The organism is Vreelandella hamiltonii (assembly GCF_014651775.1).
GTDB classification, from domain to species: Bacteria; Pseudomonadota; Gammaproteobacteria; order Pseudomonadales; family Halomonadaceae; genus Vreelandella; species Vreelandella hamiltonii.
The window spans coordinates 22,899-49,070 of the sequence record NZ_BMXN01000007.1 but is presented as its reverse complement, the minus strand read 5'-3'; the positions used below and the strand labels follow the sequence as shown (position 1 = coordinate 49,070).

27 protein-coding genes are annotated in these 26,172 nt (G+C 61.0%); 11 read left to right on the top strand and 16 right to left on the bottom strand.

What is annotated here, in order from left to right; genetic code table 11:
• Positions 1-146: 146 nt before the first annotated feature.
• The 4 genes from IE091_RS08305 to IE091_RS08290 form a co-directional block, all read right to left on the bottom strand.
• Complete coding sequence (locus IE091_RS08305) at positions 147-1,133, bottom strand: metallophosphoesterase (protein ID WP_189463387.1); 987 nt, start codon at positions 1,131-1,133, stop codon at positions 147-149.
• A gap of 1 nt (position 1,134) precedes the next feature.
• The gene (locus IE091_RS08300; protein ID WP_039179466.1) at positions 1,135-2,067 is read right to left on the bottom strand and encodes an NAD(+) kinase; all 933 of its coding nucleotides are present in this window, start codon (positions 2,065-2,067) and stop codon (positions 1,135-1,137) included.
• A gap of 108 nt (positions 2,068-2,175) precedes the next feature.
• Positions 2,176-3,045: a carboxylate/amino acid/amine transporter gene (locus IE091_RS08295; protein ID WP_189463386.1), complete on the bottom strand. Its 870-nt coding sequence runs from the start codon at positions 3,043-3,045 to the stop codon at positions 2,176-2,178.
• Positions 3,046-3,124: 79 nt separating this feature from the next.
• Positions 3,125-3,712, bottom strand: coding sequence for a YqaE/Pmp3 family membrane protein (locus tag IE091_RS08290; RefSeq protein WP_189463385.1), 588 nt, complete (start codon positions 3,710-3,712; stop codon positions 3,125-3,127).
• Between the two features lie 150 nt (positions 3,713-3,862).
• On the opposite strand from IE091_RS08290, the gene IE091_RS08285 reads away from it, so the two are divergent.
• From IE091_RS08285 to IE091_RS08260, 6 genes are all read left to right on the top strand, one after another.
• The gene (locus IE091_RS08285) at positions 3,863-4,270 is read left to right on the top strand and encodes a CBS domain-containing protein (protein ID WP_096922730.1); all 408 of its coding nucleotides are present in this window, start codon (positions 3,863-3,865) and stop codon (positions 4,268-4,270) included.
• A 230-nt stretch (positions 4,271-4,500) separates the two neighbouring features.
• Entirely contained in the window at positions 4,501-4,860 is a 360-nt protein-coding gene (locus IE091_RS08280; RefSeq protein WP_189463384.1) for a hypothetical protein, read from the top strand.
• 24 nt (positions 4,861-4,884) lie between these two features.
• Positions 4,885-5,715: an AraC family transcriptional regulator gene (locus IE091_RS08275; RefSeq protein WP_039179452.1), complete on the top strand. Its 831-nt coding sequence runs from the start codon at positions 4,885-4,887 to the stop codon at positions 5,713-5,715.
• A gap of 280 nt (positions 5,716-5,995) precedes the next feature.
• A complete protein-coding gene (gene putA / locus IE091_RS08270; RefSeq protein ID WP_189463383.1) occupies positions 5,996-9,187 on the top strand; it encodes a bifunctional proline dehydrogenase/L-glutamate gamma-semialdehyde dehydrogenase PutA in 3,192 nt (1,063 codons plus the stop codon).
• A 354-nt stretch (positions 9,188-9,541) separates the two neighbouring features.
• Positions 9,542-11,032: a sodium/proline symporter PutP gene (gene putP / locus IE091_RS08265; protein ID WP_039179446.1), complete on the top strand. Its 1,491-nt coding sequence runs from the start codon at positions 9,542-9,544 to the stop codon at positions 11,030-11,032.
• 270 nt (positions 11,033-11,302) lie between these two features.
• A complete protein-coding gene (locus IE091_RS08260) occupies positions 11,303-11,929 on the top strand; it encodes an OmpW/AlkL family protein (RefSeq protein ID WP_189463382.1) in 627 nt (208 codons plus the stop codon).
• Between the two features lie 99 nt (positions 11,930-12,028).
• Here IE091_RS08260 and IE091_RS08255 read toward each other — a convergent pair whose 3' ends face one another.
• Positions 12,029-12,361: a YqcC family protein gene (locus IE091_RS08255; RefSeq protein WP_096922727.1), complete on the bottom strand. Its 333-nt coding sequence runs from the start codon at positions 12,359-12,361 to the stop codon at positions 12,029-12,031.
• Between the two features lie 284 nt (positions 12,362-12,645).
• On the opposite strand from IE091_RS08255, the gene IE091_RS08250 reads away from it, so the two are divergent.
• The 4 genes from IE091_RS08250 (at position 12,646) to IE091_RS08235 (ending at position 15,677) form a co-directional block, all read left to right on the top strand.
• Positions 12,646-13,692, top strand: coding sequence for a DUF3549 family protein (locus tag IE091_RS08250; protein ID WP_189463381.1), 1,047 nt, complete (start codon positions 12,646-12,648; stop codon positions 13,690-13,692).
• Between the two features lie 58 nt (positions 13,693-13,750).
• On the top strand, positions 13,751-14,191 hold the full coding sequence (locus IE091_RS08245; protein WP_016914260.1) for an ATP-dependent zinc protease family protein: 441 nt from the start codon (positions 13,751-13,753) through the stop codon (positions 14,189-14,191).
• A gap of 42 nt (positions 14,192-14,233) precedes the next feature.
• The gene (gene rimK, locus IE091_RS08240) at positions 14,234-15,142 is read left to right on the top strand and encodes a 30S ribosomal protein S6--L-glutamate ligase (RefSeq protein ID WP_016914261.1); all 909 of its coding nucleotides are present in this window, start codon (positions 14,234-14,236) and stop codon (positions 15,140-15,142) included.
• Positions 15,143-15,230: 88 nt separating this feature from the next.
• Positions 15,231-15,677, top strand: a complete 447-nt coding sequence (locus IE091_RS08235) for a hypothetical protein (protein ID WP_039179432.1) — start codon at positions 15,231-15,233, stop codon at positions 15,675-15,677.
• Positions 15,678-15,696: 19 nt separating this feature from the next.
• Here the strand turns inward: IE091_RS08235 and IE091_RS08230 are convergent, their stop codons facing one another.
• The 10 genes from IE091_RS08230 to IE091_RS08185 form a co-directional block, all read right to left on the bottom strand.
• Positions 15,697-16,497, bottom strand: a complete 801-nt coding sequence (locus IE091_RS08230) for a SanA/YdcF family protein (protein WP_189463380.1) — start codon at positions 16,495-16,497, stop codon at positions 15,697-15,699.
• Between the two features lie 18 nt (positions 16,498-16,515).
• On the bottom strand, positions 16,516-17,085 hold the full coding sequence (sufT, locus tag IE091_RS08225) for a putative Fe-S cluster assembly protein SufT (RefSeq protein ID WP_039179426.1): 570 nt from the start codon (positions 17,083-17,085) through the stop codon (positions 16,516-16,518).
• Positions 17,086-17,093: 8 nt separating this feature from the next.
• Positions 17,094-18,359, bottom strand: coding sequence for an aminotransferase class V-fold PLP-dependent enzyme (locus IE091_RS08220; protein WP_189463379.1), 1,266 nt, complete (start codon positions 18,357-18,359; stop codon positions 17,094-17,096).
• A gap of 14 nt (positions 18,360-18,373) precedes the next feature.
• A complete protein-coding gene (gene sufD, locus IE091_RS08215) occupies positions 18,374-19,714 on the bottom strand; it encodes a Fe-S cluster assembly protein SufD (RefSeq protein ID WP_016914266.1) in 1,341 nt (446 codons plus the stop codon).
• Positions 19,711-20,460 carry a Fe-S cluster assembly ATPase SufC gene (sufC, locus tag IE091_RS08210; protein WP_016914267.1) on the bottom strand — a complete coding sequence of 250 codons (750 nt, stop codon included), beginning with the start codon at positions 20,458-20,460 and terminating at the stop codon, positions 19,711-19,713. The genes sufD and sufC overlap by 4 nt, the downstream gene beginning before the upstream one ends.
• A 39-nt stretch (positions 20,461-20,499) precedes the next feature.
• Positions 20,500-21,942, bottom strand: a complete 1,443-nt coding sequence (gene sufB / locus IE091_RS08205; protein ID WP_016914268.1) for a Fe-S cluster assembly protein SufB — start codon at positions 21,940-21,942, stop codon at positions 20,500-20,502.
• A gap of 69 nt (positions 21,943-22,011) precedes the next feature.
• Positions 22,012-22,476, bottom strand: a complete 465-nt coding sequence (locus tag IE091_RS08200; protein ID WP_016914269.1) for an SUF system Fe-S cluster assembly regulator — start codon at positions 22,474-22,476, stop codon at positions 22,012-22,014.
• Between the two features lie 233 nt (positions 22,477-22,709).
• A complete protein-coding gene (locus tag IE091_RS08195; RefSeq protein WP_081135120.1) occupies positions 22,710-23,051 on the bottom strand; it encodes a zinc ribbon domain-containing protein YjdM in 342 nt (113 codons plus the stop codon).
• Positions 23,052-23,145: 94 nt separating this feature from the next.
• Positions 23,146-23,622, bottom strand: coding sequence for a YbhB/YbcL family Raf kinase inhibitor-like protein (locus tag IE091_RS08190; protein WP_026001743.1), 477 nt, complete (start codon positions 23,620-23,622; stop codon positions 23,146-23,148).
• A gap of 53 nt (positions 23,623-23,675) precedes the next feature.
• Positions 23,676-24,272 carry a hypothetical protein gene (locus tag IE091_RS08185; protein WP_229800786.1) on the bottom strand — a complete coding sequence of 199 codons (597 nt, stop codon included), beginning with the start codon at positions 24,270-24,272 and terminating at the stop codon, positions 23,676-23,678.
• 170 nt (positions 24,273-24,442) lie between these two features.
• On the opposite strand from IE091_RS08185, the gene IE091_RS08180 reads away from it, so the two are divergent.
• On the top strand, positions 24,443-24,904 hold the full coding sequence (locus IE091_RS08180) for a flavodoxin family protein (protein WP_189463378.1): 462 nt from the start codon (positions 24,443-24,445) through the stop codon (positions 24,902-24,904).
• A gap of 78 nt (positions 24,905-24,982) precedes the next feature.
• Here the strand turns inward: IE091_RS08180 and fadA are convergent, their stop codons facing one another.
• Positions 24,983-26,161 carry an acetyl-CoA C-acyltransferase FadA gene (gene fadA, locus IE091_RS08175; RefSeq protein WP_268246865.1) on the bottom strand — a complete coding sequence of 393 codons (1,179 nt, stop codon included), beginning with the start codon at positions 26,159-26,161 and terminating at the stop codon, positions 24,983-24,985.
• Between the last annotated feature and the right edge of the window lie 11 nt (positions 26,162-26,172).

The following is a 26,172-nucleotide window of genomic DNA, read 5'->3' as shown; positions in this document are numbered from 1 at the left end:
GATACGCAAAAAAATCCGGCGGAGGGGGCCGCCGGATAAAAGCAAGGGATCATTCAAGGGAACACTTACTCTGATAGCCGGCAGCAGGGTTAGTTCAGCAGTTTTGCAAAAATTATGTAACCAATTGTAATGATTGCTCAAAAGGGTCAATCAAAATCGATCTCCCAGGGCTTGGGCAATGCCCGCTCTTCTCTAGGCACTTGAATCCAGACGAAATGATCGGCATTCAACTGGCGTTCACCGCTCCAGCGATAGGCCACCAGTCGGCCAAATTTTACCGCACTGTAGTCCAGGCAAGCGATATTGGCGGCGGGCAAGGCGGGAATGCCCTCGCACCAGTAGTGGCCGATGAACAGCGGCGGCTGCTCCGGGCCGTAATAGCTGAGCCGCTCGCGCTCCTGCAGCGTCAATGGCCGCGTCTCCAGGTCGCCCGGCAGGTTATCCGGCTGGAATACCACATCACCCCACTGCTGCGGGTTGGCCGACCAGAAGTGCGCGCGAAAGGTCTGCCGGGTAAAGCCGTCGCCCGAGTGGATGGCCACGCCCTCCGGTAGCCGAATGTGCGGACCACGGGTCAGGCGGTCGAGAATTCGGAACGCCTGGGTCGAGGGGTCGGTGGACTCCACCAGAAAGCGGTCGTCCAGTTGGGCAGACGGTGAACGCTGACGGAGCTGGCGAATCAGCTCGTCGTCCCAACAGGCGTGCACCACCCGGATACCGTCCAGTTCCAGGCACAGCGGAATGGTCTTGAACCAGGCCAGGGTATCTTCCCATTCGTTGGTATGGTCACGATACTGGTCGAGGGTATCCTGAATGATGCGATTATGGCGCGGCGTATGCTCGCGCAGCCAGCGCTTGGCGCTGCCTGGCGGGGCCGGGTGCATATAGGCCAGGGCGTTGTATTCATGGTTGCCCATGACGATATGCGCCTCGCCCTCCTCGACCATGCGCCGCGCGATGGACACCGCCAGCCGAATGCGTGGGCCGCGATCGATCAGATCCCCCAGGAAGATCACCTTGCGGCGCGGGTGGCGATACACGCCCTTGCGCTGATGGTAGCCAAGCTTCTCCAGCAGCGCGGCCAGGGTGGCACCGCAGCCGTGAACATCACCAATGAGATCGTACCCCTCCATGTCAATCTCCTAGCCGATGGCTCCAACCGAGTTTGCTGCGCAGCACTTCATAGAAGTTATGCCCCAAGGGGTGTACCAGTTGAACGCGCTCCGGTTTGCGGGTAATCACCAGCACATCGTCGGGCTTGGCCACCGCGCGGGTTTGCCCGTCGCAACTGATATGCGGGTAGGTCTGGTTGGTTTCGCCGATGTGTATACGAATCTCGCTGGCGGCATCGATCACGATCGGACGGCTGGAGAGGGTATGCGGGAACATGGGCACCAGCGTGACCACATCCAGCTTGGGGTGCATGATTGGCCCCCCACCGGAAAGCGCATAGGCCGTCGAGCCAGTCGGCGTAGCGACGATCAATCCATCGCTGCGCTGGCTGTAGACGAACTGGCCATCGATGAACAGCTCGAATTCGATCATGCGAACCGCTTTGCCAGGGTGCACGACGACTTCGTTGAGCGCTTCGCCGTTACCCACCGCCACGCCATTGCGGTACAGCACGGCATCCAGCAGAAAGCGCTCTTCTATTTCGAACTCGCCTGCCAGCACCTCCCCCACGCGCTGCTCCAGCTCGTCGGGGGAGATATCGGTCAGGAAGCCGAGCCGCCCGCGGTTGACGCCCAGAATCAGCGTGCCACTGCGGCACAGGGTACGGGCGGCGCCCAGCAAGCTACCGTCGCCGCCCACCACGATGACCAGATCGCACAGCTCGCCCAGCATGCGACGACTGGCTTCCGGCTGGCCATGATGCGGCAGCGCGGTGGCGGTACGGTCCTCGATCAGCACCTTGTAGCCATGGCCAACCAGGTAATCCACCAAGCGCTGGAGCGAGTCCAGCACCTTGTCGCTGCCCAGGCGGCCAATCAGGCCAATGGTCTTGAACGGCGGCGTGGCTGGACGCTGGCGCCCGGCGGCGGTTTGTGAGGTTGAGGTATGAGACATGGGCGACTCTCGCTGGCATCAGCCCACATTATGGGGAGTCACGGGGTATCGGGCAAATCCGACGGCGTGGCGATACCCCCTGCCACGCCGTAAAATCAGCAGCTTGGGTCAGGCCAGGGCAACCTTGCGGCGCTGCAGCCACCAGTGGTTGAGCCACAGAGACGCCCCCATGATGGCAGCGCCCAGCAACAGCTTGCCCAGGTCTGCATCGCGGTTCCAGATGACCAGGTTGACCACCAGCCCGGCAGGCACCAGCGCGTTGTTCATGATGGCCAGGGTGCCCGCATCCACCCGGGTGGCGCCCTGGTTCCAGGCGAAGTAGCCCACCCCGGAAGCCACCAGGCCCAACCACGCCAGTACGCCCCACTGCATCGGAGTGCTGGGTAGCGCTGACACGTTGCCGAACAGCAGGAAGGCCGGCAGCGCCACAAGCATGGCGCCGATGAAGAACCAGCCAAACACGTTGTGCCAGGCCAGGGTGGGCGGCAGGTCTGCCGCTAGACGCCGATAGCCCACCTGACCAATAGCAAAGCACAGGTTGGCCCCTTGAACGACCAGAAAGCCCAGCCAGAAGCCGCTGTCGATGCCGTCGTAGCGGATCACCCCGGCACCCAGCACCGCCAGCAGCGCAGTGACCAGATAAATGGGCGTGAATCGCTTGAACATCAGGTCATCCAGCAGGGCGATATACACGGGGGTGAAAATGGTGAACAGCAGGACTTCCGGCACCGACAGCAGCAGGAAGGATTGGTAGAAGAAGGTGTACATGACGCCCAGCTGAATGGCGCCCAGCGCCATCAGTGCCAGCCGCTGCTTACCCTGCAGCAGGCCCGGCCGTAGAAACGGCAGGAACACCAATGTAGCAAGTGCCACCCTGATCAGAACGGCAAAGTAGCTATCCACCTGCCCCGCCAGGTAGACGCCAATCAAGGAGAAAGAGAAAGCCCAAAGCGCCGTGACACCGACCAGATAGCTCATCAGTAAACCCCGAAAAACATAAAAGTTGACGGAGATTATACGCAGTTATCGTTGGCTGCCAATGGCCACGGCGAGGAAATCAGCGCTCAGCGTGATGTTTGCCAAGCCAGCGCCAGGCGTAGATCACCCCAGGTACCCAGCCCAACAGGGTCAGGAGCGTCGCCGTGGCCACCCGCTGCCCGCCTCCATCGGTCAGCCCCACCGCCAAAGGCGGCAGCAATATGGCCAGCGCGCGATAGGCCAGGCGCAAGGCAGCTGGTTCCTGCACGGTGGGCTGCCCAGGTGATGCCTGCGATGCGTTCAATGACGCAGGCTGCGCCACCGCTGGCGGCGTGTAGTGCCCTACCGGGTCCGGGGCATGGGCTGGCGTGTTTGTGACCTGCGTATTTGGGGCCTTCGCCTCTGACGCTTCGGCCTTCTCCTGAGCGCGGGCCAGCGCTTTGCGGTGCGCTTCCTTGTTGATTTTCTGCTCCAGGGTCTCGACGCCTTCGGTCAGGTCATCGTGAAAACGCTCCCAGTCTTCCCAGTCATGGGGCGTACCCGCCTTGGGGCGCTGGTTACCGGAGCCGCGCGCCCGCTCCCAGGCCTTCTCTTCCAGGGTATTGGGGCGCTCCGGCTCTCGCTCCAGACCGACTCCCTTGCGGTTGAGGTATTCACGTGCGTCCATAAAAGCTCCTGACTACGTCGCTGACGATTCGACCATGGTCAACCGTTGAATGTCTGAAGTATGGGGGCAAGGCAGGGCAAGTTAAATCTCCTACAGTAAAAGAGTTGGCCGTGCCTGGCGGCCACTGCGTCACGCTCGAGGAGACTGCCCATGAACAACAAGATTCCGGATACCGTACGCGATATCATGTCCCGCGATTGCTACCGCGTCTCGGGGGAGACGTCCATCACCAACCTGGCGCAAGGCCTGGCGCTGCATCGCCTGCCCGGCGCACCGGTCGTCGATGCAGCCGACCGGCTGATCGGCTTCATTTCCGAACAGGACGTGCTTGGCCGCGTACTGGACAGCATATACCATGACGACGAAGCCCCACTGGTCAAAGAGCTGATGCGCCAGGATGTGCTGACCGCGTCGCCCAACCAGAGCATCACCGACCTGGCTCAGGAGATGCTGGGCAAAAAGCCCAAGATCTATCCGGTGGTCGAACAACAGCGGTTGATCGGCATCGTTACCCGTCGCGACATCCTGATCGCCCTGTTGACCATTCGACGTCATTGAGCCGACATTTTCTTCATCGCAAAAAAAACCGCTGCTTGAAAAAGCAGCGGAAGCAAGGGATCGAAAACAATAGCCAGAACAACACTATTAGCGACTGCCATCGCGATGTTGCCTGTACACTATCAGACACTGCCCAGAGGAAAAGTTCGCACAAAGGTCAAAATTTTCGTCTTCCCCAAGGGACGCGTATACTAGCCACTCCTCTCTCACCGCGACACAGGGAGCGTGACATGGCACTTTATTTACTGGTCTTTGGCGTTTGCGTCGTGGTGATTGGCGGCGTGCTGTTGGCGCTGATGACCGCCAGCACACCGCGCTACCGCACCGAGCCTCAGGATCTGATCGCCCTTTTCGACAAGGCCCTGGCCAGTCAGGTGAGCGAAACCGAGTGGAACACCATCATTGGTTACCCCATTCGTCATGACGAATATCTGGATAACATACGCCGTCGCGCCTCGCACTTGATGGATAGCCACGGCAGACGCTGGCAGATCGCCCAAGGCAAACCGCTGCTCAACGCCACCGGGCAGGAAGAGCTTCAGGCCCTGCGCGATCATCTGGTGGCCCATACCGCGCTACGCCAGCGTTAGCCTTGCATCGTCGAGGAGACCTTCATGCCCAGCACCATTCGCCAAATCCCGCTGGAGAGCGCTACCCGCCACCACGCCCATGACTTTCATCAGATCGTCATTACCCTGTGCGGCTCGTCCGAGTTCGAGATCGAGGGACTGGGCGGACGCGTCAATGCGTTTTCAGGCTGTATCGTGCCCGCCAATCACGAGCATTACTACTCCGGCAGCGGCCATAACCGCCAGCTGATTCTGGACCTGCCGGAAGACGCCCCCGCACTGACGGGAGAGCATCGCGAGCTGGTGGCGCTGTTCGATGCGCCGCGTTTTTTTGCGCTGGACAGCGCATTACGCCACTACCTGACCTTCGTCGAAAGCGAGCTGGCCCGAGGATTCGACAACTCGGCCACCTCCTTTCAACAGGACCGTCTGGCCGCGACGCTGCTGGGGTCGTTGAAAGCCCGCCTGGGGGCAGAGCCATCCGCTGCCCAACGGCGCATCGACCTGCACCAGATCGACCGTTTCATTCGTCGCCATCTGGCCGATGAGCTGCGCGTTGCCGACCTGGCCAAGCTGGCCTGCCTGAGCGAGGCCCACTTCTCGGAACGCTTCCGTGCCCAGACAGGCTTGTCGCCTTGGCAATACGTGCGTCGACAGCGCCTGCACGCCGCTCGGCAGCTGATTCTGCAAAGCCGCCTGCCTTTGACCGACATTGCCATCCAGACCGGCTTTGCCAATCAGAGCGCGCTCTCTCATGCCTTTCGGAGCAGTTACGGCGCGTCGCCTCGCCAGTTGCGCCAGGGCACTGCCAGCGCCACCCTCCCCACGACCAATGGAACGCCGAGCACTGCCTCTGCTGCTGCTCCCTCACGCTAGGCTCGGTTCGGCTGGCACAGGCCGGCATTCCCCTATGACGGCCCGGCAGCGTTGAGAGCGGTGCTGGCAAGTCGTCAACCGCTCTACTAAAGTCGTAACCAGGCGCTTCTTGCCGAGAATTTGACACGTTTTGCCATGAAAACGACATACAACTGACGGGCGCGCGCTCTACATTCGACAACATACTGGGCACCTGCCCTGCTATCACTGTTTTTAAACGCTGGTGAATCCAGCCATTCGCTTCAGCAGCCTGTTTCAGACCTGTCTTACGGGGGCCTCAATGCTTAATGCCAAGAAAATGCGTGACCCAGCCATCTGGCAAACCGACCTTGATACGCTGATGGCGCGTATTAGCGACCACTACATCGTGGATGAGGATGCCTACGTCAGCGAGCTGATCAAGGTACTGAACGCCGACTCGGACGACTTCTCCCGCATCGAAGCCAACACGGCCGCGCTGGTGCGAGAAGTACGCAACATGGATACCGCCGTCGATACCATCGACGAGCTGCTTCAGCAGTACAGCCTGGACACCCATGAAGGCCTGATGCTGATGTGCCTGGCCGAAGCCATGCTGCGCATCCCGGACACCGCCACCGCCGACGCCTTGATCGAAGACAAGCTGGGCCCGGCCGACTGGCAGTCCCACGTGGGCAAGAGCGAGTCCTGGATGGTCAACGCCTCGACCTGGGGCCTGCTGATGACCGGCAAGGTACTGAAGCTGGACCACCCCAAAGAGGGCCAGCCTGCTCACTTCATCAATCGCATGGTCAACCGTATGGGTGAGCCGGTGATTCGCCGGGCGATGATGGAAGCCATGAAAATCATGGGCAAGCAGTTCGTGCTGGGCCGCGATATCAACGAAGCGCTCAAGCGCTCGAAGCCGCTGTTCAACAAGGGCTACACCTACTCCTATGACATGCTGGGGGAAGCCGCCCGCACCCGCGCCGATGCCAAGCGCTACTTCGACGACTACGCCCGTGCCATCGAGCAGGTGGGCAAAGCCTGCAAGACCCTGGGCGACAAGACCCCTGCACCTTCGGTGTCCATCAAGCTGTCGGCCCTGCATCCGCGCTATGAGTTTGGCCGTCGCGAGCAGGTGCTGGCCGAGCTGGTGGACACCGTGATCAAGCTGGTCACCAAGGCGCGCGAGCTGGACGTGGCCGTCACCATCGACGCCGAAGAGGTAGACCGCCTGGAGCTCTCGCTGGAGGTCTTCCGCGCCATTTACCAAAGCAGTGCTGCCAAGGGTTGGGGCCACTTCGGCCTGGTGGTGCAAGCCTACTCGAAGCGTGCGCTGCCCGTGCTGCACTACCTGAACCGACTGGCCGACCAGCAAGGCGACGAAATTCCGCTGCGCCTGGTGAAGGGCGCCTACTGGGACAGCGAGATCAAGGAGTCGCAGCAGCTGGGGGTCGATGGCTACCCGGTCTACACGCGCAAAGCGTGTACCGATGTGGCCTACCTGGCTTGCGCCCAGTTCCTGCTCTCCGACGACACCCGCGGGCGCATCTTCCCGCAGTTCGCCACCCACAACGCGCATACCGTGACCACGATTCTGGAGCTGGCCAACCAGGACAGCCGCCCGTTCGAGTTCCAGCGCCTGCACGGCATGGGCGAAGCGCTGTATGACGCCGCCCTGGCCCGTGCCCCCAAAGGCACCTACTGCCGCATTTACGCCCCGGTGGGCGCCCACAAGGACTTGCTGCCCTACCTGGTGCGTCGCCTGCTGGAAAACGGCGCCAACTCCTCGTTCGTGCACCAGATCGTCGATCCCGAAGTGCCGGTGGAGTCGCTCTGCAAGCACCCCATCGAAACCCTGCGCCAGCAGAAGAGCTTCTACAACAAGCGGATTCCGCTGCCCAAGGACATCTACGGTGCGAAACGCCGCAACTCTCGTGGCGTCAACCTCAATATCCGCAGCCAGTACTATCCGCTGATGGAGAAAATGGCCACGTTCATGGACAAGCAGTACCCCACCCGGCCACTGCTGGCGTTCGACGTGGCCGAAGATGCGGGCAATACCCATCGCGTGACATCGCCCTTTGACCGTCGCCAGACCGTGGGCAGCGTGCAGTGGACCAGCAAGGAGCAGGCGGCCAAGGCACTGGACGCTGCCTGGGAAGCGTTCCCGCGCTGGGATGCCACGCCGGTTGCCGAGCGCGCGGCCATCATTCGCCGCCTGGGCGACCTGATGGAAGAGCACATGGCCGAGCTGATGACGCTCTGCTCCCGGGAGGGTGGCAAGCTGCTCACCGACGGCGTGGACGAGATCAAGGAGGCCGTGGATTTCTGCCGCTATTACGCCATGCGCGCCGAAGAGTCGTTCGGCGAGCCCATCGAGCTGCCTGGCCCCACCGGTGAATCGAACCGGCTATCCATGGGCGGCAAGGGCGTGTTTGCCGCCATCAGCCCCTGGAACTTCCCGGTAGCCATTTTCTGCGGTCAGATCGTCGCAGCCGCCGTGGCAGGCAACACCGTGCTGGCCAAGCCCGCCGAGCAGACCTCCATCGTCGCGCATCGCGTCATCGAGCTGCTTTACGAAGCGGGCATGCCCCGCGATGTAGTGCAGCTGCTGCCGGGCGACGGCCCCACCGTGGGTAGCGTGCTGACCTCCGACCCGCGCATCACCGGCGTGGTGTTCACCGGCGGCACCGATACGGCTCAGATCATCAATCGCGCCCTGGCCGCCCGCGAAAACGCGCCGCTGCCAACCCTGATCGCGGAAACCGGCGGCATGAACGCCATGATCGTGGATTCCACCGCCCTGCCCGAGCAGGTGGTCATGGACTCGATCCAGTCAGCGTTCCAGAGCGCCGGGCAGCGCTGTTCTGCCCTGCGTGTGCTTTACCTGCAGGATGACGTGGCCGACCGCGTCATCGAGATCCTCAAGGGCGCCATGAGCGAACTGCGGATCGGTGATCCGCGCGATTTGGGCACCGACGTGGGCCCGGTCATCGATGAAGACGCGCGCAAAGGGCTGCTGGCGCATATCGACAAGCTCAAGGGCGAGAACCGGCTGGTCGCCGAAACCCCGATGACCGCCGAGCACACCCAGCACGGCACTTTCGTGGCTCCGGTCGCCTTTACCATCGACAGCATCGATGCGCTGACCCGCGAGCAGTTTGGCCCCGTGCTGCACATCGTGCGCTACAAGGCCCGCGAGATCGACAAGGTGATCAACGACATCAACGGCCGGGGGTATGGCCTGACGTTTGGCGTGCATAGCCGTAACGAATCCTTTGCCGCTGAAATAGCGCAGAAAATTCGAGTAGGCAATGTGTACATCAACCGTAATATCATCGGCGCAGTGGTCGGCGTGCAGCCATTCGGCGGTCAGGGACTTTCGGGCACCGGCCCCAAAGCGGGTGGCCCGCATTACCTGCAGCGCTTCGTGACTGAAAAGACGATCACCAACAACACCGCCGCCCTGGGTGGCAACGCGTCGCTATTGGCGCTAGGGGATGAGTAGAACGCTCATCGACATAAACTAACCTGAACTCCTGAAAAGGATCCGTCTCATGGTTGACAATAATAGCGTGACTGCCTGCGCTGCCACGGCCCCCCCAGGCCGTGCACCAGGCACAGGGAACTCGATATCGATACACCTCCATACCCTTTCCGGCGCCCTGCTTGACGGTTCGAGCCGTGGCCAGCCACTGGCCACGACGAACCGGCAGGGGAATTAACAACAAGATCAACGCGCTTTGGCCACCTATCGCCAAAGCGCTGACGCTGTCGGAGTCAGGAATGTACGAAAGAGCGGCCAGCACGCGCGGGCTTTCGTAGGTGACCTGACTCCGTTCTGACGAACTGGAGAAGTGTTATGGCTACTGGTGTTTGGATTAGCTTGTTTGGATATTTTGCGCTCATGATCGCCATCGGCATCTATGCCATGCGCAAAGCGACCTCTTCCTCGGAAGATTACATGCTGGGGGGCCGTACCCTCAGCCCACAGGTCGCGGCACTCTCGGCAGGGGCCTCCGACATGAGCGGCTGGCTGCTGCTGGGCTTGCCCGGAGCCATGTTCGTGTCTGGACTGGGCTCTGCCTGGATCGGCATTGGCCTGCTGGTGGGCGCACTGCTCAACTGGATACTGGTCGCGCCTCGCCTGCGCGAGCAGACCATTCATTACGGCAACGCGATTACCATTCCGGCGTTTCTGGCCAACCGATTCCCGACCCGTGCGCTGGCACTGCGCACCGTGTCGGCCATCGTGATCGTGATCTTCTTTGCCGTGTATACCGCCTCGGGCCTGGTAGCCGGTGGCAAGCTGTTCGAAACGGCCTTCACCGGAGTGTACAACTTTGGCGACATGAGCAATTACGCCATGGGCGTCATCATTACCCTCGGCGTGGTGCTGATCTATACCGTGGTAGGCGGCTTCCTGGCCGTGAGCATGACCGACTTCGTGCAGGGCTGCATCATGATGCTGGCCTTGATCATCATGCCTGCGGTGGTGCTGTTCGGTGACGGCGGCGGTGGTTTCTCACAGGCGTCGGAGACGCTCAACAGTGTCGATCCCACGCTGCTCTCCTGGACCACGGGGCTGACGTTCGTAGGCTGGCTGTCGGCGGTGACCTGGGGCCTGGGCTATTTTGGTCAGCCGCATATCATCGTTCGCTTCATGGCCATTCGCTCACAAGAAGACGTGCCTGTAGCGCGTAACATCGGTATGGGCTGGATGCTGGTCTCGCTGATCGGTGCCGTGTCGCTGGGCTTGGCGGGTCGCGCCTTCGCAGTGCGTAACGGCATGGACATCCAGGATCCTGAAACCATCTTCATCGTGCTGGCCAACCTGCTCTTCCATCCGCTGATCACCGGCTTCCTGTACGCGGCGCTGCTGGCAGCGATCATGAGCACCATCTCCAGCCAGCTGCTGGTGTCCTCCTCTTCGCTGACGGAAGACTTCTACCGCCTGTTCCTGCACAAGAATGCCACCGAGCAGCAGTGCGTCGCGGTGGGCCGTGTGTGCGTCGTGCTGGTGGGTATCGTGGCCGCCATCATTGCTTCCAATGAAGACTCGCAGGTGCTGGGGCTGGTCAGTAACGCCTGGGCAGGCTTTGGCGCCGCCTTTGGTCCGCTGATCATCCTCGCGCTGATGTGGCCGCGCACCAACGGTGCCGGCGCGCTAGCGGGCATGATCGTCGGTGCCGCCACCGTGATGATCTGGATTTCGCTGGGCTGGAGCGGCTCCTTCATGGGCGGCCCGGGTGTCTACGAAATCATCCCCGGCTTCATCGCCTCCTTCATCGCCATCCTGGTCGTCAGCAACATGACCGCCGATGCCGGTGAGTACCAGCACATCGAACGCTGATCCTGATCATTACGCCTGGCAACGATTTTTAGCCACGGCTCTTGGCCAGCATGCCACCCTCACCGCCTGCTTCGGCAGGCGGTGAGCATCGGCAAGCAGTCATCCGAGACCTCCTCGTCAAGGCCCCGCCGCCTTGCAGGAGGTCTCTTGCATTGTTGGCCGCTTGCGCACCGCTCTTTGCCTCAGGTCAATAACGCACCGCTTCTGGCTGGTTATAGTGGCGCCATGGATCGCGAACCACTCACCCTCATCATGGTCAGGAGCAACATTATGCGCCCGTTCAAACCCTCTCTTCTCATCGCTGCCAGCATGGCCGTTGCAACGCTGGCCACCAGCAGCCAGGCCTTTGCCTACGGCGCAGGTGACTTCTTTACCCGCGTGGGCGTGGCACAAGTGACACCCAAAAGCGACAACGGCGCCTTGGCCAACGGCGCACTGGCGGTGGACGTTCAGGACAAGACCGACTTCGCCTTTACGCTGGGCTATCGCTTTCACGACAAGGTGGGCGTCGAACTGCTGGCCGCACTGCCCTTCAAGCACGACATTGCCCTGAACGGCGAGAACCTTGCCTCGACCAAGCACCTGCCACCCACCCTGACGCTGCAGTATTACCCGCTGGGCGGCACCCAGGCACGGGTTCAGCCCTACATTGGCGCCGGTATCAACTACACGCGCTTCTCGGACGAACAGCTGGCGATTGGTGAGCTGGATCTGGACGACTCCTGGGGTCTGGCAGGCCAATTGGGTATCGACCTGCTGATCGACGACAACTGGGCGCTCAACGCCGCCGCCTGGTACCTGGACATCGATACGGACGCCACGGTGAACGGCGCCGCAGCGGGCACCGTCGAAATCGACCCCATCGTGGTCATGGCGGGTCTCAGCTACCGCTTCTAGAAGATACGGGGCTACCCATCAAACCGAACAGGCCCGGGGCATTAGCTCCGGGCCTGTTCGGTTGAGAAGCACGGCAGCGCCGCGCTGACGGCCACCTGTTCAGTTGTCCGTCACCAGTTGGTCGACTCTTTCCATGGCGCGAATCACCAGCACCTGATCGCTGGCGCGCACTTTTTCCTGCATCAGATAAGCGGCCATGGCGGGCGCCACCTCACACTTGGCGGGCAGGGTCGCCTGGGCTTCTACCAGCGCGGTCAACCGGGCTACGAACACATAGCGCACCCACTGGGGCAGCGACATGGTATCCACACAAAAGGGCTCCTGACTGGCAAACGCACTCGCCTCTGGAAGGGGGGTTCGCCATAGGTTGGCGGCTTTCATCGCGGCTTCAAGCTCGAGAAGCGCGGTTTGAAGCTGTTGATGGACGCTCATAAACAGTCTACTCATAAGGAATGGTCGGCGTGATTATCCCAACTCTGTGGGTAACTTGCCACCGAGAGGCATGGCCAACGCGTTTATGCACAGATTCACAGAAAACCTGCAAGAGACTGTGGATAAACTATGGAAAGGTGTCGCAACGGCTACTCCCACGGGGCCTGGGGAATGTTGTTCACTTTTTGACCACTTCGACGATAAGGTATGGTTTTATCAACGGTTACGGCTGACAGTGACCGAGCATCAAGGTAGAGTGCACGCTTGAAATGCGGAAGGATGTCATGCAACCAATTACTACCCTCGACGAGTTCTTTACCCGCAGCGGTGCCGACGTGACGCTCTACCATATGGGGCGTCGTGTGGTGCCCTGCTCGCGGGATACCCTGCGCGGCTTCGAGCAGGCCGAACACGCCTGGCCCGAGCCCTGGCTGGGTCAGGCGCGTCTGGGCATCGTGTTTCGGCTGGGTGCGATGCCTGAACCGGCCATCTGGTTCCTCGCCCTGCCCTTGGACGAGCAGGGCATGCTCTCGCCTGCACAGCGGGATGGCTTCATCAATCGCTTGCTGGAAACTCTGGGGCGTAATGCCCTGGCGTCAGAGCAGACATTGTCAGCTGACGCCAGCGCTGGCGTAGACGACCTGATGAAGGACAACCCGCTGGCCTTCACGCCCGACGTCACCTTTCAGGCCATGCTCAATGCCCGTGCCACACTGCACCTGGGGCTACCTGCCAGCCAGCACCTGGAACCGGTAGAAGCGTATCTGAGCGGCCAGCAGTCGATCGATTGGCAAGCGCTCGGCGTGCAGGGGCTGGCTGACTTTGCGGTGCGCATGGACGACGATGCCGCCAGAGCGCTGGCCGAACGGCTGTCTGACCTGCCCGCCAGCGTTACGCGTGCGCTATGCTACTGCCTCGAGCACCAGCCTTTGCCAGGCTGCCTGCTGGAAGCGCTTCAGGCGCGTGGCGAGCAGGCGGCCAGCGAGGGAGACGTGGAAACCGTGTGCGCCTGCGTAAGGGCTGTCGGCAGCTCACCAGAACCCACGGTAGGCGATTGGTACACGAGCTTGCTTGAGGATAGCGCTGCCTGCGGCCCTGACCTGATGGCTGCCATGGCCGGGCGCGGCTGGCAACTGCTGGAAGACGAGACGCGCTTGCCGCTGTTCCTGAACCGACTGGCCGAAGACGAACGTGCCGATTTCTCAGCCGTCGTGCGTGATATCGCCCTCGTTCCCAGGCTACGCTTGCCTGTCATGTTGACCCTGCGTGACGCACCTGTCGGTTCACCCATGCACGCACGCCTGGCAGGCCTGATGCCGCGCCGCGCATAAATTCGTAACAGGTGACGGTCATCATGCTGTTCTTCCAACTAGATGTCAGGAGTCAACCGTGAAGGAATTACCCTATCAGGCCAAGGCCGTGATTGGCCGCCGTGAAATGGTCACGCTGACCGACCTTGGCCTTCACCTGTGCTGCAAGGCCGATACCGGCGCGCGCACCTCTGCCCTGCATGCCGAAGAGATCGAGACGGAAGAAGATGCCCATGGGCAGCTGTGGGTCAGTTTCGTCACCCACAGTGGCGGCCCCGAGACGCCGGGGCATCGTTATCGTCTACATTTACATGACAGAAGACGGGTGACCAGCTCGAATGGGCACAGCGAATGGCGCTACGTCATTCGCACACAGATGGAACTGGGCCAGCTCAGCTTTCCCGTCGAACTTACCTTGACCGACCGCAGCAATATGCGCCACCCCATGCTATTGGGCAGGCGCGCCATGCGTCGTCTGTTAGTCGCACCCGGCGCTGCCTTTTTGCACGGCGAGCCTTGAATATACTTAACACGCCTTTCCTGTTTTGGCCCGGAGCCCTGCATGCATATTGCCCTACTTTCGCGTAACCGCAATTTATACTCGACCCGCCGCCTGGTCGAAGCCGCCGAGCAGCGCGGCCATACGGCTCGTGTCGTGGATACGCTGCGCTGTTACATGAGCATCGCCTCTCATCACCCCTCGATTCATTACAAGGGGGCCGAGATCGAGCCCTTCGATGCGGTCATTCCCCGCATTGGCGCCTCGGTGACTTTCTACGGCTGCGCCGTGCTGCGCCAGTTCGAAATGATGGGCACCTACGTGATCAACGACTCGGTCGCCATCACGCGCTCACGCGACAAGCTGCGCTCGCTGCAGCTACTTTCCCGCAAGGGGCTGGGGCTGCCCATCACGGGGTTTGCCCACTCGCCAGACGACATTCCCGACCTGATCACCATGGTCAAAGGGGCGCCGCTGGTCATCAAGCTGCTGGAAGGCACCCAAGGCATTGGCGTGGTACTGGCCGAGACCAACCAGGCTGCCGAGTCGGTGGTGCAGGCGTTCATGGGCATGAAGGCCAACATCATGGTGCAGGAGTACATCAAGGAAGCCAAAGGCGCCGACATTCGCTGCTTCGTGATTGGCGACAAAGTCGTGGCGTCCATGAAGCGTCAAGCGGCCGAAGGCGAATTTCGCTCCAACCTCCACCGTGGCGGCACGGCCAGCGTGATTCGCATTACCCCTGAAGAGCGCTCCACCGCCATCCGGGCAGCCAAGGCCATGGGCCTGCGCGTTGCCGGTGTCGATCTGCTGCGCTCCAACCATGGGCCGGTGATCATGGAGGTCAACTCTTCTCCTGGGCTGCAGGGAATCGAGAGTGCCACAGGCAAGGACATCGCGGGCATGATCATCGAACATATCGAAAAAAACGCAACGCCTGCCCGAAAAGCGCCCCCCAAGCCTAAAGGCTAACGTCCAAAGGTAAAAATAATCCGCATTAGGGGTGGCAAATCAACGCTGCCACCCCCACAATCTGCGTCACCGAAGGAGGTAGACGCTCATGTTTCTCGACAATCGCCAAGTGGCGATGGACAGCGTGCTGGAAGCGCTGGCCGATAGCATTGATTATTTCCAGGACAATATCGAACGCCTGCGCCCCTCGCTGCGCGACGCGCTGAAGCCTCACTACACGGCTCGACTGAAACAGATGCGCAAGCTGCAGGAGCTGGCCCGTGCCCATCTGAAAATGCTTCCCAGGGATGCCGACGTGGAGCGCGATGACTTTCTGTGGCTGTGGAGCCGCCTGAAAAGCTTCGTGGGCAACGATAGTCAGGTTCTGATCAATGAACTGTTGGAACAAGAGCGTGTCTTGATGCAAGCCCTCTCGACCCTGTTTACCCACCCGCTGCCCGACCCCATCGAACCCGTTGTGGAAGAGTGCATGCAGGGCTGCCGTAAATTGATCCGCGAGCTGTATAGCCTGCAAAAGCGCAAAGCTCGCCGCTAAGCGCTCCTTTCGCGCACCTTCAAGGAGCCGCCGACGGCTCTAGCTGCCGCGCTGGCTCTCCGAGCAGAGGGAGTTCCGGATAGAGCAGGCGCACGCCTTCCAGGTCGATCAGCACATCAGTGGTCACGGGTGGCGGCTCCAGAGGCAATCGATCACGGCTCAGCACGATAGGCTCGGCCGGCCCCAGAAAGTGAGGCTCCCTGCCCCACAGGTACAGATCCCCCAGCGTCGCCATACGCGCCAGCCACTCACGCACCTTGAGCCGCCACTCGCCCGCCGAGGGCTGCTCTTCGGCCACACAACCCGTCACGTTCATGCCCAGCGAACGGCCGATAAAAATCGCTCGTGGCAAGTGCCAGCTCTGGGTCACCAACAGCGCCTGCTCCAGCTGAAACACATGCCGCGCTCGCACCATGGTGTCGTAGGTACTGAAGCCCGCGAAATCCATGGTCAACCTGTCGGCCGGCACGCCTCGTCGATAAAGGTCTCGCCACATGGCTCGGGGCTCGTTGTAGGCCTGGGTGCGGTTATCCCCGGAGAGCAGCAGATGCTGCACGCGCTCATCGGCTATCAGGCGCGCAGAGGTGCGCATACGCGCATGAAAATGAGGGTTACGCAGCCCGCTACGCGTCCAGTGAGAGGTGCCAAAAACGATAGCGACATCCGTTGGACGGCACTCTTGCAGCTGCGTATGGATATAGCGTGAGGTGCTCAGCAGTACCCAGGCGTTGCCTGCCGCCAATAGCAAAGCCGCCAGCAGCACCATGGCTACCAGCGACAGCAGACAACGTTTTACCCAACGAAATAACAGGCTGTGCATCCAGCTCCCCAGCAGGGGTTAGAACATGCCGAGCTCAAGCTTGGCTTCATCGCTCATCATGTCACGACTCCAGGCGGGGCTGAAGACGATTTCGGTATGCACCTTGCTGATCTGCGGCGCTCCCAGAATCTTGTTGCGCGCATCGGCAGCGATGACATCGCCCATGCCGCAGCCAGGCGCGGTCAGCGTCATGCGAATGGTGACGATGCGCTCACCGCTGATCAAGCGCTCGATACGACACCCGTACACCAGCCCCAGATCGACGATGTTGACCGGAATTTCCGGATCGAAACAGGTGCGCAGCTGATCCCAGACGAACTGCTCGATCTCGTCATCGCTGGCGGATTCAGGCAGCGTAGGTCGTGGCAATGCTTCAAGCCCCAAGGCATCGAGATTGCGACCCTCGATCAGATACAGCCGCCCTTCGTATCCAACGCTGACAGAGCTGCCTTTCGCCTGCATGACACTGACGATGCTATCTTCTGCCAGCGTATCCGTCTTGCCGAACGGAATGGCAATGGCTTCTACATCACGCTGTAGCGGCAGTTTCTGACCTCGTTCGAGGCTGGCCACTTGCTCGATATCCATAGATGTCCTTAGCGTACCATTTGGATCACACGGTTCAGCGCCGCAACGAACGCATCGACCTCTTGCAGGGTATTATACGCTGCAAACGAGGCTCGGCAGGTAGCCTCGACGCCAAAATGGTGGAGCAGTGGCTGAGCACAGTGATGCCCCGTGCGAATCGCCACGCCCAGCTGGTCGATCAATAGCCCGATATCCTGAGAGTGGGCACCGTCCACCACGAACGACAGCACTCCCGCCTTGTGCGGCGCCGTGCCTAGAATACGCAGTCCGTCGATGTGGCTGACGGCCTGAGTGGCATGGGTCAACAGCACGGCTTCCCAGTCGCCAATGGCCTCGACCCCCACGTCCTCTATCCACTGCAGCGCACGCCCCAGCGCAATCACTTCCGCAATGGCAGGCGTGCCGGCTTCGAACTTGTGGGGAGTGTCCGCGAAGGTCGTGCCCACGTCGAACGAGACGGTCTTGATCATCTCACCGCCACCCTGCCAAGGCGGCATGGCCTCCAGCAACGCTGCCTTGCCATACAGCACGCCCACGCCCGTGGGGCCGTACACCTTGTGGCCGGAGAAGGCGTAGAAGTCGGCGTCGATGTCCTGAACATCCACTTTTTGATGCGGCGTTGCCTGGGCACCGTCGACCAGAATCAGTGCGCCCTGCTGATGGGCCAACGCGGCCATTTCCTTGACTGGGTTGATGGTACCCAGCGCATTGGACACATGATTCACCGCCACCAGCCGGGTCCGCTCGTTGAGCAGGGCTCGATAGGCGTCCATGTCCAGCGCACCATGAGCGTCTACCGGGATCACCTTGATGGTGAAACCACGCTCGGCGGCCAACAGCTGCCAAGGCACGATGTTGGAGTGGTGCTCCAGCATCGAGATGAGCACTTCGTCGCCCGCCTGCAGCTGGCTTCTGCCCCAGCTCTGGGCGACCAGATTGATCGCCTCTGTGGTGCCCCGGGTGAAGATGATCTGGCGAGCATCTTCGGCATTGAGAAAGTCCCTGGCGCGATGACGTGTCGCTTCGAACGCGGCCGTCGCCTCATCCGCCAGGGTGTGCAGCCCACGGTGGATGTTGGCGTTGTAGCGAGCGTAGTAGTCGCCAAACACGTCGATGACCGCCTGGGGAGTCTGGCTGGTAGCAGCATTGTCCAGATAGACCAGCGGCTTGCCGTGCACTTCCCGCTGGAGCACGGGGAATTCGCGGCGCAGGGCCTCGATATCGTAGGCGGCTGTGCTGGCCGTGGTCGCTTTCTCAATCACGCTCTGGGGCATGGGGGACTCCTTGATTAATCGTTCAGCGCAGCCGCTGCTTCCACCAGCCCTGCCAGGTTGAAGCGCTCGGGCAGCTTGCCTGCCACCGCCAGCTCGACTCGCTCGGCAATGGCATCCAGCGTGACCTGTTCCAGCACTTCACCGGCAAAGGCCAGCGTCAGCAGGCCGCGCGCCGTGGCTTCGTCGATACCCCGTGTACGCAGCGCATAGACGGCTTCTTCATCCAGCTGGCCCGTGGTGGTGCCGTGGGAGCACTTGACGTCATCGGCGTAGATTTCCAACTCCGGCTTGGCGTTGATTTGCGCGCGGTCGGAGAGCAGCAGGTTCTGGTTGCTCTGGAAGCCTTCGATTTTCTGGCTGTCGCGCTTGACGTATACCCGGCCGTTGAAGACGCCCTGCGCGCGGTCATCCAGAATGCCCTTGTAGTTCTCGTTGGAGAACGTCAGCGGCGCGTTGTGGTTGACCTTGGTGTGGTTATCCACGTGCTGGCGACCCTGACCGAAGAACAGACCGTACAGGTTGCTTTCGGCGCCCTGGCCGTCCAGCTCGCAAATCAGGTCGTTGCGCACCAGCGCACCGCCCAGATTCAGGTTGTAGGAGGTGTAGCGGCTGTCGCGACTCTGCTCCACGTGGATACTGGCAATGTGCAGATCGCCCAGCGGAGCTTCCTGAAGCTTGTAGTGGTTGAGGATCGCACCACGGTCCAGCATCAGCTCACCGACCACGTTGGTGAAGTTGGCAGCATCGGCTTCCCCCACGTAGTGCTCGATCAGCGTGGCCTCACTGCGCCCAGCCGCTTCGACCAGCACCCGCGGGTGGCTCATGACCGGCGCTCCGGCCCGTGAGAGAAACTGCAGCAGAATCGGCTTTTCCACTACCGTGCCGGGCGCAATACGCACCACGGCACCTTCTTCCACGAACGCGGTGTTGAGCGCCGAGAAGGGCGAGAATTCCACGCCGGTCAAACGACCCAACGGGCCACCCACCGCTTCATGGTTGTCGCTGAGCGCTTTGGAGAGCGGCATGACCTGCACGCTGGAAGGCAGGCCTTCCAGGTCAGACAGCGCCGCCGAAAATACGCCATCGACGAAGGTCAGGCGATAGGCTTCCAGTGGCAGCGTCAGCGCAGCCGCCTGCGCCTGGGAGAACTCGGCGTTATCGGCCAGGGCGAAATTTCCCTGAGCAATGGCGCGTACGTCGGTGTATTTCCACTCTTCATCGCGACGGGTAGGAAAGCCCATCGCCTCGAAGCGTGCAGCCCCCGCCTGACGGCGTGCGGCCATCCAGCTGGGCTCTGCGCCACGCTGTTGGCTGCGCGCCGCCAGCGTATCCAGAAAGGTTTGTGTCTCGCTCATGCCACGGACTCCTCGATGCCTTCGTAACCATTGGCCTCCAGCTCTTTGGCCAACGCCGCATCACCGGTCTTGACGATACGACCATCCATCAGGACGTGGACCTTGTCGGGCACGATGTAGTCCAGCAGGCGCTGGTAGTGCGTGACCAGCAGAATGGCACGCTCTTCGGCGCGCAGGCTGTTGACCCCATCGGCCACCACCTTCATGGCGTCGATGTCCAGGCCGGAGTCGATTTCGTCCAGCATGGCCAGCTTGGGCTGCAGCACCAGCATCTGAAGGATTTCGTTACGCTTCTTTTCACCGCCGGAGAAACCTTCGTTGACCGCGCGCTGCAGGAAGCTGGCATCCATTTTCATGAAGTTCAGCTTCTCTTTGACCAGCTTCATGAACTCTGGGGCGGGCATCTCGCCTTCACCACGGGCAGCGCGCTGCGCGTTCAGCGCCGACTTCAGCAGGTAAATGTTCTTCACCCCCGGAATCTCAACGGGGTACTGGAAACCCAACAGCAGGCCTGCCTGGGCGCGCTCTTCGATTTCCATTTCCAGCACGTCCTGGCCTTCGAAGGTAATGGTGCCTTGGGTGACTTCGTAGCCATCCTTGCCCGCAATGACCGCTGACAAGGTGGATTTACCCGCGCCGTTGGGGCCCATGATGGCGTGCACTTCACCGGCATTGATGGTGAGCGTCAGGCCTTTCAGAATCTCTTTGCCGTCGACGGTGACGTGTAAATCATTCACTTGCAACATAGTAATCGCCTTTTAAAAAATAGGGGGATGCCTGCGCGGTTAGCCCACCGCACCTTCAAGAGTGACGTTCAACAGTGCTTCCGCTTCTACCGCAAACTCCATCGGCAGCTCCTGGAAGACATCCTTGCAGAAGCCGTTCACGATCATGCTCACCGCATCTTCTTCCGAGATGCCGCGGCTCTGGCAGTAGAACAGCTGGTCTTCACCGATTTTCGACGTGGTGGCTTCGTGCTCGATGGTCGCCGTGCTGTTGCCGATTTCCTGGTACGGGAAAGTGTGGGCACCGCACTTGTCGCCAATCAGCAGCGAATCGCACTGGGTAAAGTTACGTGCGCCTTTAGCGCGCGGGCCGATCTTGACCATACCGCGATAGGACTGATCACTCTTGCCCGCCGAGATGCCCTTGGCCACGATGTAGGAGCGTGTGCCCTCACCGATATGGATCATCTTGGTGCCGGTATCCGCCTGCTGGCGCCCGTTGGTCACGGCCACCGAGTAGAACTCACCGATGCTGTCCTTGCCGCGCAGCACGCAAGAGGGGTATTTCCAGGTAATCGCCGAGCCGGTTTCCACCTGTGTCCAACTGATACGCGAGCGCTCACCACGGCAGTCGCCGCGCTTGGTCACGAAGTTGTAGATACCGCCCTTGCCCTCTTCATCCCCGGGGTACCAGTTCTGAACGGTGGAGTACTTGATGTAAGCATCATCCAGCGCCACCAGCTCGACCACCGCCGCGTGCAGCTGGTTTTCGTCGCGCATGGGCGCCGTGCAGCCTTCCAGATAGGAGACCTGGGCACGGCTTTCACAAATGACCAACGTACGCTCGAACTGCCCGGTATTGGCCGCGTTGATACGGAAGTAGGTGGACAGCTCCATCGGGCAAGTGACGCCTTCCGGCACGAAGACGAACGAGCCGTCGGTGAACACCGCAGAGTTCAGCGCAGCGAAGTAGTTGTCGGCGACCGGTACGACGGTGCCCAGATACTGCTTGATCAGCTCCGGGTAGTCGCGGATGGCTTCCGAGATGGAGCAGAAAATGACCCCGGCTTCCGCCAGCTCTTTCTTGAACGTGGTAGCTACCGACACCGAATCGAATACCGCATCGACCGCCACGCCTGCCAGGGCAGCACGCTCGTGCAGCGGGATACCCAGCTTCTCATAGGTTTCCAGCAGCTTGGGGTCTACCTCATCGAGGCTTTGAGGGCGGTCTTCCGGGCGCTTTGGCGCGCTGAAGTAGGAGATCGCCTGATAATCGATGGGCGGATAGTTGAGGTGTGCCCAGGAGGGCTCTTCCATTTTCAGCCACTGACGATAGGCATCCAGACGCCACTCCAGCATCCATTCCGGCTCGCCCTTCTTTTTGGAAATGAAGGCGATGGTGTTTTCATCCAGGCCAGGTGGCAGTGTGTCGCTTTCGATATCGGTGACAAAGCCATCTTTGTACTCGCGACGAACCAACTGTTCCATTTCTTCGCTTGCCATGGTGATACCCTCCGGGCAGTTGGGTGGCGAGTTGAGCTCGCCGTCAATATGAGTGAATGTGGTTGCGACTTACGCGGAAGCCGCCGATAGCGTAATGCTTTGAATGGGTAGCTGAACGGGCAGCTTGATGGGAGCAGTGTCGGCGAGGTGCGCCAGGGTGACGCTCTCCAGCAGCGTACGAATGGCCAGGGATACGCGCTGCCAGTTGTCGGCCACACCGCAGGTAGCCACCAGGTCGCACTCGCCTTCCGCCTGGCTGCACTCGGTCATGGCCACGGGGCCTTCGATGGCGCTGATGATATCGGCGGCGGTAATCCGCGAGGCGGGGCGTGCCAGCCGATACCCGCCCTGAGCACCGCGCTGGGACTCCAGCAACCCGGCCTTGACCAGCATTTTAAGCGTCTTGCTCACAGTCGGGTGCGGCAGCTGAACGGCTTCGGCCAGATCGGCGGCGGCATGGGAAGTGTTCGGATGGCGCGCAATTTGCGCCATCACCACCGCCGCATAGTCGGTCAGCCGAGAAAGCTTGAGCATGGTGACTCCCGTGTGTGATGACCCGTGTGATTTAAAGGCTTACCCGTCAATTGGGGACCATTTTAGTCCTGTATAAAAATGATGTGAAGCCCTTCTGCAAAATCCTTCGCAAAAGTCACCACTTCGTGACACGTTCGCCGCTGATAACATCAAAAAAGCCAATCATTCTCATTCATAAAAGCTATGACAGTCTGTCAAGAAAACGCCCGCGAACTGATCGCAGGCGTTGGGGGTCAGGCTTTCTTGACGAACATGGACTTCAATTTCATCGGGCCAATGCCGTCTATCTTGCAGTCGATGTCGTGATCACCGGACACCAAGCGGATGTTCTTGACCCGCGTTCCCACTTTGACCACCAGCGAGCTGCCCTTCACCTTGAGATCCTTGATCACGGTTACCGTGTCGCCATCGACCAGCGGGTTGCCGTTGGCATCCCGGATACCGGAGCTGGCTGATTCGGTTTCCTCTTCACCACTTTTCGACCACTCATGGCCACACTCCGGGCACACGAATTGCAGGCCGTCGTCATAGGTGAATTCAGAGGCGCAGGCGGGACAGTTGGGAAGGTCACTCATGCAAAGGCTCCATCGCTATCGGGTCATCTACTGGACGCAGAAAGCAGTGGAGCCTACACGGCTTGGGCACAATGCTCCAGCCTGAAGAGAGAGGTCAGTCGCGCTGATAGGTACCGACCAGCCGATTCATGCCCAGCAGGTGCGGCTCGACGGCACGCAGCAGCTCGGGCAGCGTCAGCCCTTCGGGAAGCGTGGTTGCCTGGTCCAGCGCCAGTACCCAGAAATAGTAGAGGTGGCTACCATGGCCTTCCGGGGGCATTGGGCCGCCATAGCCGGGCTTGCCGAAATCGGACATGCCCACGGTTCCTTGGGTGGTATTCTCTTCCAGCGACGTCATATCGCCCGGCAAGTTATACAGCACCCAATGTACGAAACCGTAGCTGCCCTCTTTCACCAACGGGGCATCGGGATCGTGACAGATCACCGCATAGCCCTGGGTTCCTTCAGGTGCACCCTGCCAGGCCAGGTCGGGTGAGATGTCCTCGCCTTCACCGGTGTGTTTGGCGGGAATGGCCTGATGCTGGCCAAAGGCGGTGCTGCTGACCTGCATGGAAGATAGTGCAAATCCCATTGTCATCTCCAAGTCGTCGTTCGTAGGTTCAACTCATCAATGTAGCCAGGCCCTTAACCTAAATCCAACGCCGCCGCATGACGCTGCTGCCACTCTTCGACGAGGCGCCGATTGTCGGCATTCATGCGCTCGTCCAGCACCCCCGGCAGCTGCACGGACTCGCCGCGGGTCTTGAAAGTGATCAGCGGATCTTGCGTGGCCAGGTGCAGGGCATATAGCACCAGCATCAGCTCGTAGGCATCCTGAGTATTGAGCCTGGCCAGCAGAAGTGGCACTGCGGGCGCCCCGATCTCACCCAGCCGCTCAGCGGCGATGTACCAGGGGCGAGGGTTATCCGGACCACCATATTGCGAAACGAAACTGCGGTCTGCCAAGCGGCTGACATAGTAAGCCGCTTCTTCTTCAGGGCTGGCCAGCAGCGGCGGCACCCAATCCGTGACCGGCGAGGTGGACGCACGCGTGGCCGAGGGTGTCACGGGCGATACCGCAGGCTCCATCGTCGAAGGAGACTCCCCTGCGCTACTGGAGGGCGAGGACTGGCCTGCACACCCCACCAACAGCAGCACGGCTGCCCATGCTGCCGCTTTCCCCACGCGCTTCCCCGCCACCTTCCCTACTCTCTTCCCCACGCTCCTGGCCTGCAGATACATGACTCGCTTCCCTTGTTGAGCTTTCAACAGATTGTCCCTTTATCGTGATACTCGTCTGGCTAGTCATGACATCAGCACGACGTTTGAGCAGTGCTTTACCAGCCGTTATGCTGCCTTTAGTGTGGCACCTACGGGGCACATCGCCAATCGCCACTGCGCAGGTCCTTGCCATGAAACAGCTATTAATCGTCGCTCACGCCCCTTCCGTCAATACCCAGGCCTTGAGGGAAGCTGCCAGACGAGGGGCAGAGCACCCCAATCTCGAGCATGTCGTCTGTACGGTGAAAACTCCCTTCGAAGCAGGCCCCGCCGACCTGCTGGCCTGCGATGCCGTTCTGCTCGGCACCACCGAAAACCTCGGCTACATGAGCGGTGCCCTGAAGGATTTTTTCGACCGTAGCTACTACCCAGTACTGGATGAGAAGCAGGGCTTGCCCTGCGCGCTCTACATTCGCGCTGGCCACGATGGCACGGGCACCCAGCGAGCCGTGGAAAGCATCGTGACCGGGCTGCGCTGGCGCTGGGTTCAGCACCCGGTGGTCTTGCGAGGCGAGTGGCAGGAGACATTTGCCACACAGGTCGAGGAGCTGGCCATGACGCTAGCGGCCGGGCTGGATAGCGGCATGTTTTGATGCCGTATTAGCGCCCTCTGCCAAACGGCAAAACGGCACCCGAAGGTGCCGTTTTGCAATCACATGGCTGCCGGGCGGTTATTTCAAGCGTTCGAACACCGTGGCAACGCCCTGGCCCATACCGATACACATGGTCGCCAGGCCCAGGGTGGTATCGCGCTGCTGCATCACGTTGAGCAGCGTGGTACAGATGCGCGAACCGGAGCAGCCCAGCGGGTGGCCCAGGGCAATGGCACCGCCGTTCAGGTTGACCTTTTCGTCCATGGCATCAAGGAAGCCCAGGTCCTTGAGCACCGGCAGCCCTTGGGCAGCAAACGCCTCGTTGAGCTCGACGGTTTGAATATCCGCTGCCGACAGGCCAGCGGCCTTCAAGGCCTTTTTGGACGCGGGCACCGGGCCGTAGCCCATGATGGAGGCATCACAGCCTGCCACACCGGTCGACAGCACGCGGGCAAGCGGCTCCAGCCCCAGCGCCTGGGCACGCTCGTAGCTCATCACCGCCATGGCAGAGGCCCCCACCGACAGCGCCGATGAAGTACCGGCCGTGACGGTGCCACTGCGGGGGTCGAACACCGGCTTCAGGTTGGCCATGGACTCCAGGCTGGCATCGGCACGGATCACTTCATCGTTCTTCATCAGTATCTTGAAGCCGCGCTGGTCGTGGCCTTCGACACCGATGATCTCGTTATCGAAGTAGCCCTTCTCCATGGCTGCCTGGGCGCGCTGATGCGAGCGTACGCCGAACTTGTCCTGGTCTTCGCGGGAGATGCCGTGCATCTTGCCCAGCAGTTCGGCGGTCAGGCCCATCATCATGGCCGCCTTGGCAGCGTACTTGCTGGCTGCCGGGTTCACGTCCACACCGTGGGCCATGGGCACGTGCTCCATGTGCTCCACGCCACCAATCACATAGAAGTCGCCCATGCCGGCCTTGATGTTGGCCGCCGCAATGTGCAGCGCGGTCATCGAGGAGCCACACAGACGGTTCACCGTTTGCGCAGGCACGCTACGGGGAATGCCGGTCATGATCGCCGCGTTGCGGGCGATGTTCATGGACTGCTCGAGGGTCTGGTTGACGCAGCCCCAGATCACATCGTCCACTTCCGACGGGTCCAGGTTGGGGTTCCGGCTGAACAGCGCCTGCATCACGGCAGCGGAAAGGTTCTCGGCACGTACGTGACGGAAAGCGCCGTTCTTTGCTTTTGCCATGGCGGTACGAACACCGTCCACCACCACGATATCTCTCGGATTCAAACTCATCATATTTCTCC

Excerpts from the sequence above, each read along its gene's own strand:
- IE091_RS08305 (WP_189463387.1), bottom strand. The coding sequence starts at position 1,133 with ATGGAGGGGTACGATCTCATTGGTGATGTTCACGGCTGCGGTGCCACC.
- IE091_RS08300 (WP_039179466.1), bottom strand. The coding sequence starts at position 2,067 with ATGTCTCATACCTCAACCTCACAAACCGCCGCCGGGCGCCAGCGTCCA.
- IE091_RS08295 (WP_189463386.1), bottom strand. The coding sequence starts at position 3,045 with ATGAGCTATCTGGTCGGTGTCACGGCGCTTTGGGCTTTCTCTTTCTCC.
- IE091_RS08290 (WP_189463385.1), bottom strand. The coding sequence starts at position 3,712 with ATGGACGCACGTGAATACCTCAACCGCAAGGGAGTCGGTCTGGAGCGA.
- IE091_RS08285 (WP_096922730.1), top strand. The coding sequence starts at position 3,863 with ATGAACAACAAGATTCCGGATACCGTACGCGATATCATGTCCCGCGAT.
- IE091_RS08280 (WP_189463384.1), top strand. The coding sequence starts at position 4,501 with ATGGCACTTTATTTACTGGTCTTTGGCGTTTGCGTCGTGGTGATTGGC.
- IE091_RS08275 (WP_039179452.1), top strand. The coding sequence starts at position 4,885 with ATGCCCAGCACCATTCGCCAAATCCCGCTGGAGAGCGCTACCCGCCAC.
- putA (WP_189463383.1), top strand. The coding sequence starts at position 5,996 with ATGCTTAATGCCAAGAAAATGCGTGACCCAGCCATCTGGCAAACCGAC.
- putP (WP_039179446.1), top strand. The coding sequence starts at position 9,542 with ATGGCTACTGGTGTTTGGATTAGCTTGTTTGGATATTTTGCGCTCATG.
- IE091_RS08260 (WP_189463382.1), top strand. The coding sequence starts at position 11,303 with ATGCGCCCGTTCAAACCCTCTCTTCTCATCGCTGCCAGCATGGCCGTT.
- IE091_RS08255 (WP_096922727.1), bottom strand. The coding sequence starts at position 12,361 with ATGAGCGTCCATCAACAGCTTCAAACCGCGCTTCTCGAGCTTGAAGCC.
- IE091_RS08250 (WP_189463381.1), top strand. The coding sequence starts at position 12,646 with ATGCAACCAATTACTACCCTCGACGAGTTCTTTACCCGCAGCGGTGCC.
- rimK (WP_016914261.1), top strand. The coding sequence starts at position 14,234 with ATGCATATTGCCCTACTTTCGCGTAACCGCAATTTATACTCGACCCGC.
- IE091_RS08235 (WP_039179432.1), top strand. The coding sequence starts at position 15,231 with ATGTTTCTCGACAATCGCCAAGTGGCGATGGACAGCGTGCTGGAAGCG.
- IE091_RS08230 (WP_189463380.1), bottom strand. The coding sequence starts at position 16,497 with ATGCACAGCCTGTTATTTCGTTGGGTAAAACGTTGTCTGCTGTCGCTG.
- sufT (WP_039179426.1), bottom strand. The coding sequence starts at position 17,085 with ATGGATATCGAGCAAGTGGCCAGCCTCGAACGAGGTCAGAAACTGCCG.
- IE091_RS08220 (WP_189463379.1), bottom strand. The coding sequence starts at position 18,359 with ATGCCCCAGAGCGTGATTGAGAAAGCGACCACGGCCAGCACAGCCGCC.
- sufD (WP_016914266.1), bottom strand. The coding sequence starts at position 19,714 with ATGAGCGAGACACAAACCTTTCTGGATACGCTGGCGGCGCGCAGCCAA.
- sufC (WP_016914267.1), bottom strand. The coding sequence starts at position 20,460 with ATGTTGCAAGTGAATGATTTACACGTCACCGTCGACGGCAAAGAGATT.
- sufB (WP_016914268.1), bottom strand. The coding sequence starts at position 21,942 with ATGGCAAGCGAAGAAATGGAACAGTTGGTTCGTCGCGAGTACAAAGAT.
- IE091_RS08200 (WP_016914269.1), bottom strand. The coding sequence starts at position 22,476 with ATGCTCAAGCTTTCTCGGCTGACCGACTATGCGGCGGTGGTGATGGCG.
- IE091_RS08195 (WP_081135120.1), bottom strand. The coding sequence starts at position 23,051 with ATGAGTGACCTTCCCAACTGTCCCGCCTGCGCCTCTGAATTCACCTAT.
- IE091_RS08190 (WP_026001743.1), bottom strand. The coding sequence starts at position 23,622 with ATGGGATTTGCACTATCTTCCATGCAGGTCAGCAGCACCGCCTTTGGC.
- IE091_RS08185 (WP_229800786.1), bottom strand. The coding sequence starts at position 24,272 with ATGTATCTGCAGGCCAGGAGCGTGGGGAAGAGAGTAGGGAAGGTGGCG.
- IE091_RS08180 (WP_189463378.1), top strand. The coding sequence starts at position 24,443 with ATGAAACAGCTATTAATCGTCGCTCACGCCCCTTCCGTCAATACCCAG.
- fadA (WP_268246865.1), bottom strand. The coding sequence starts at position 26,161 with ATGAGTTTGAATCCGAGAGATATCGTGGTGGTGGACGGTGTTCGTACC.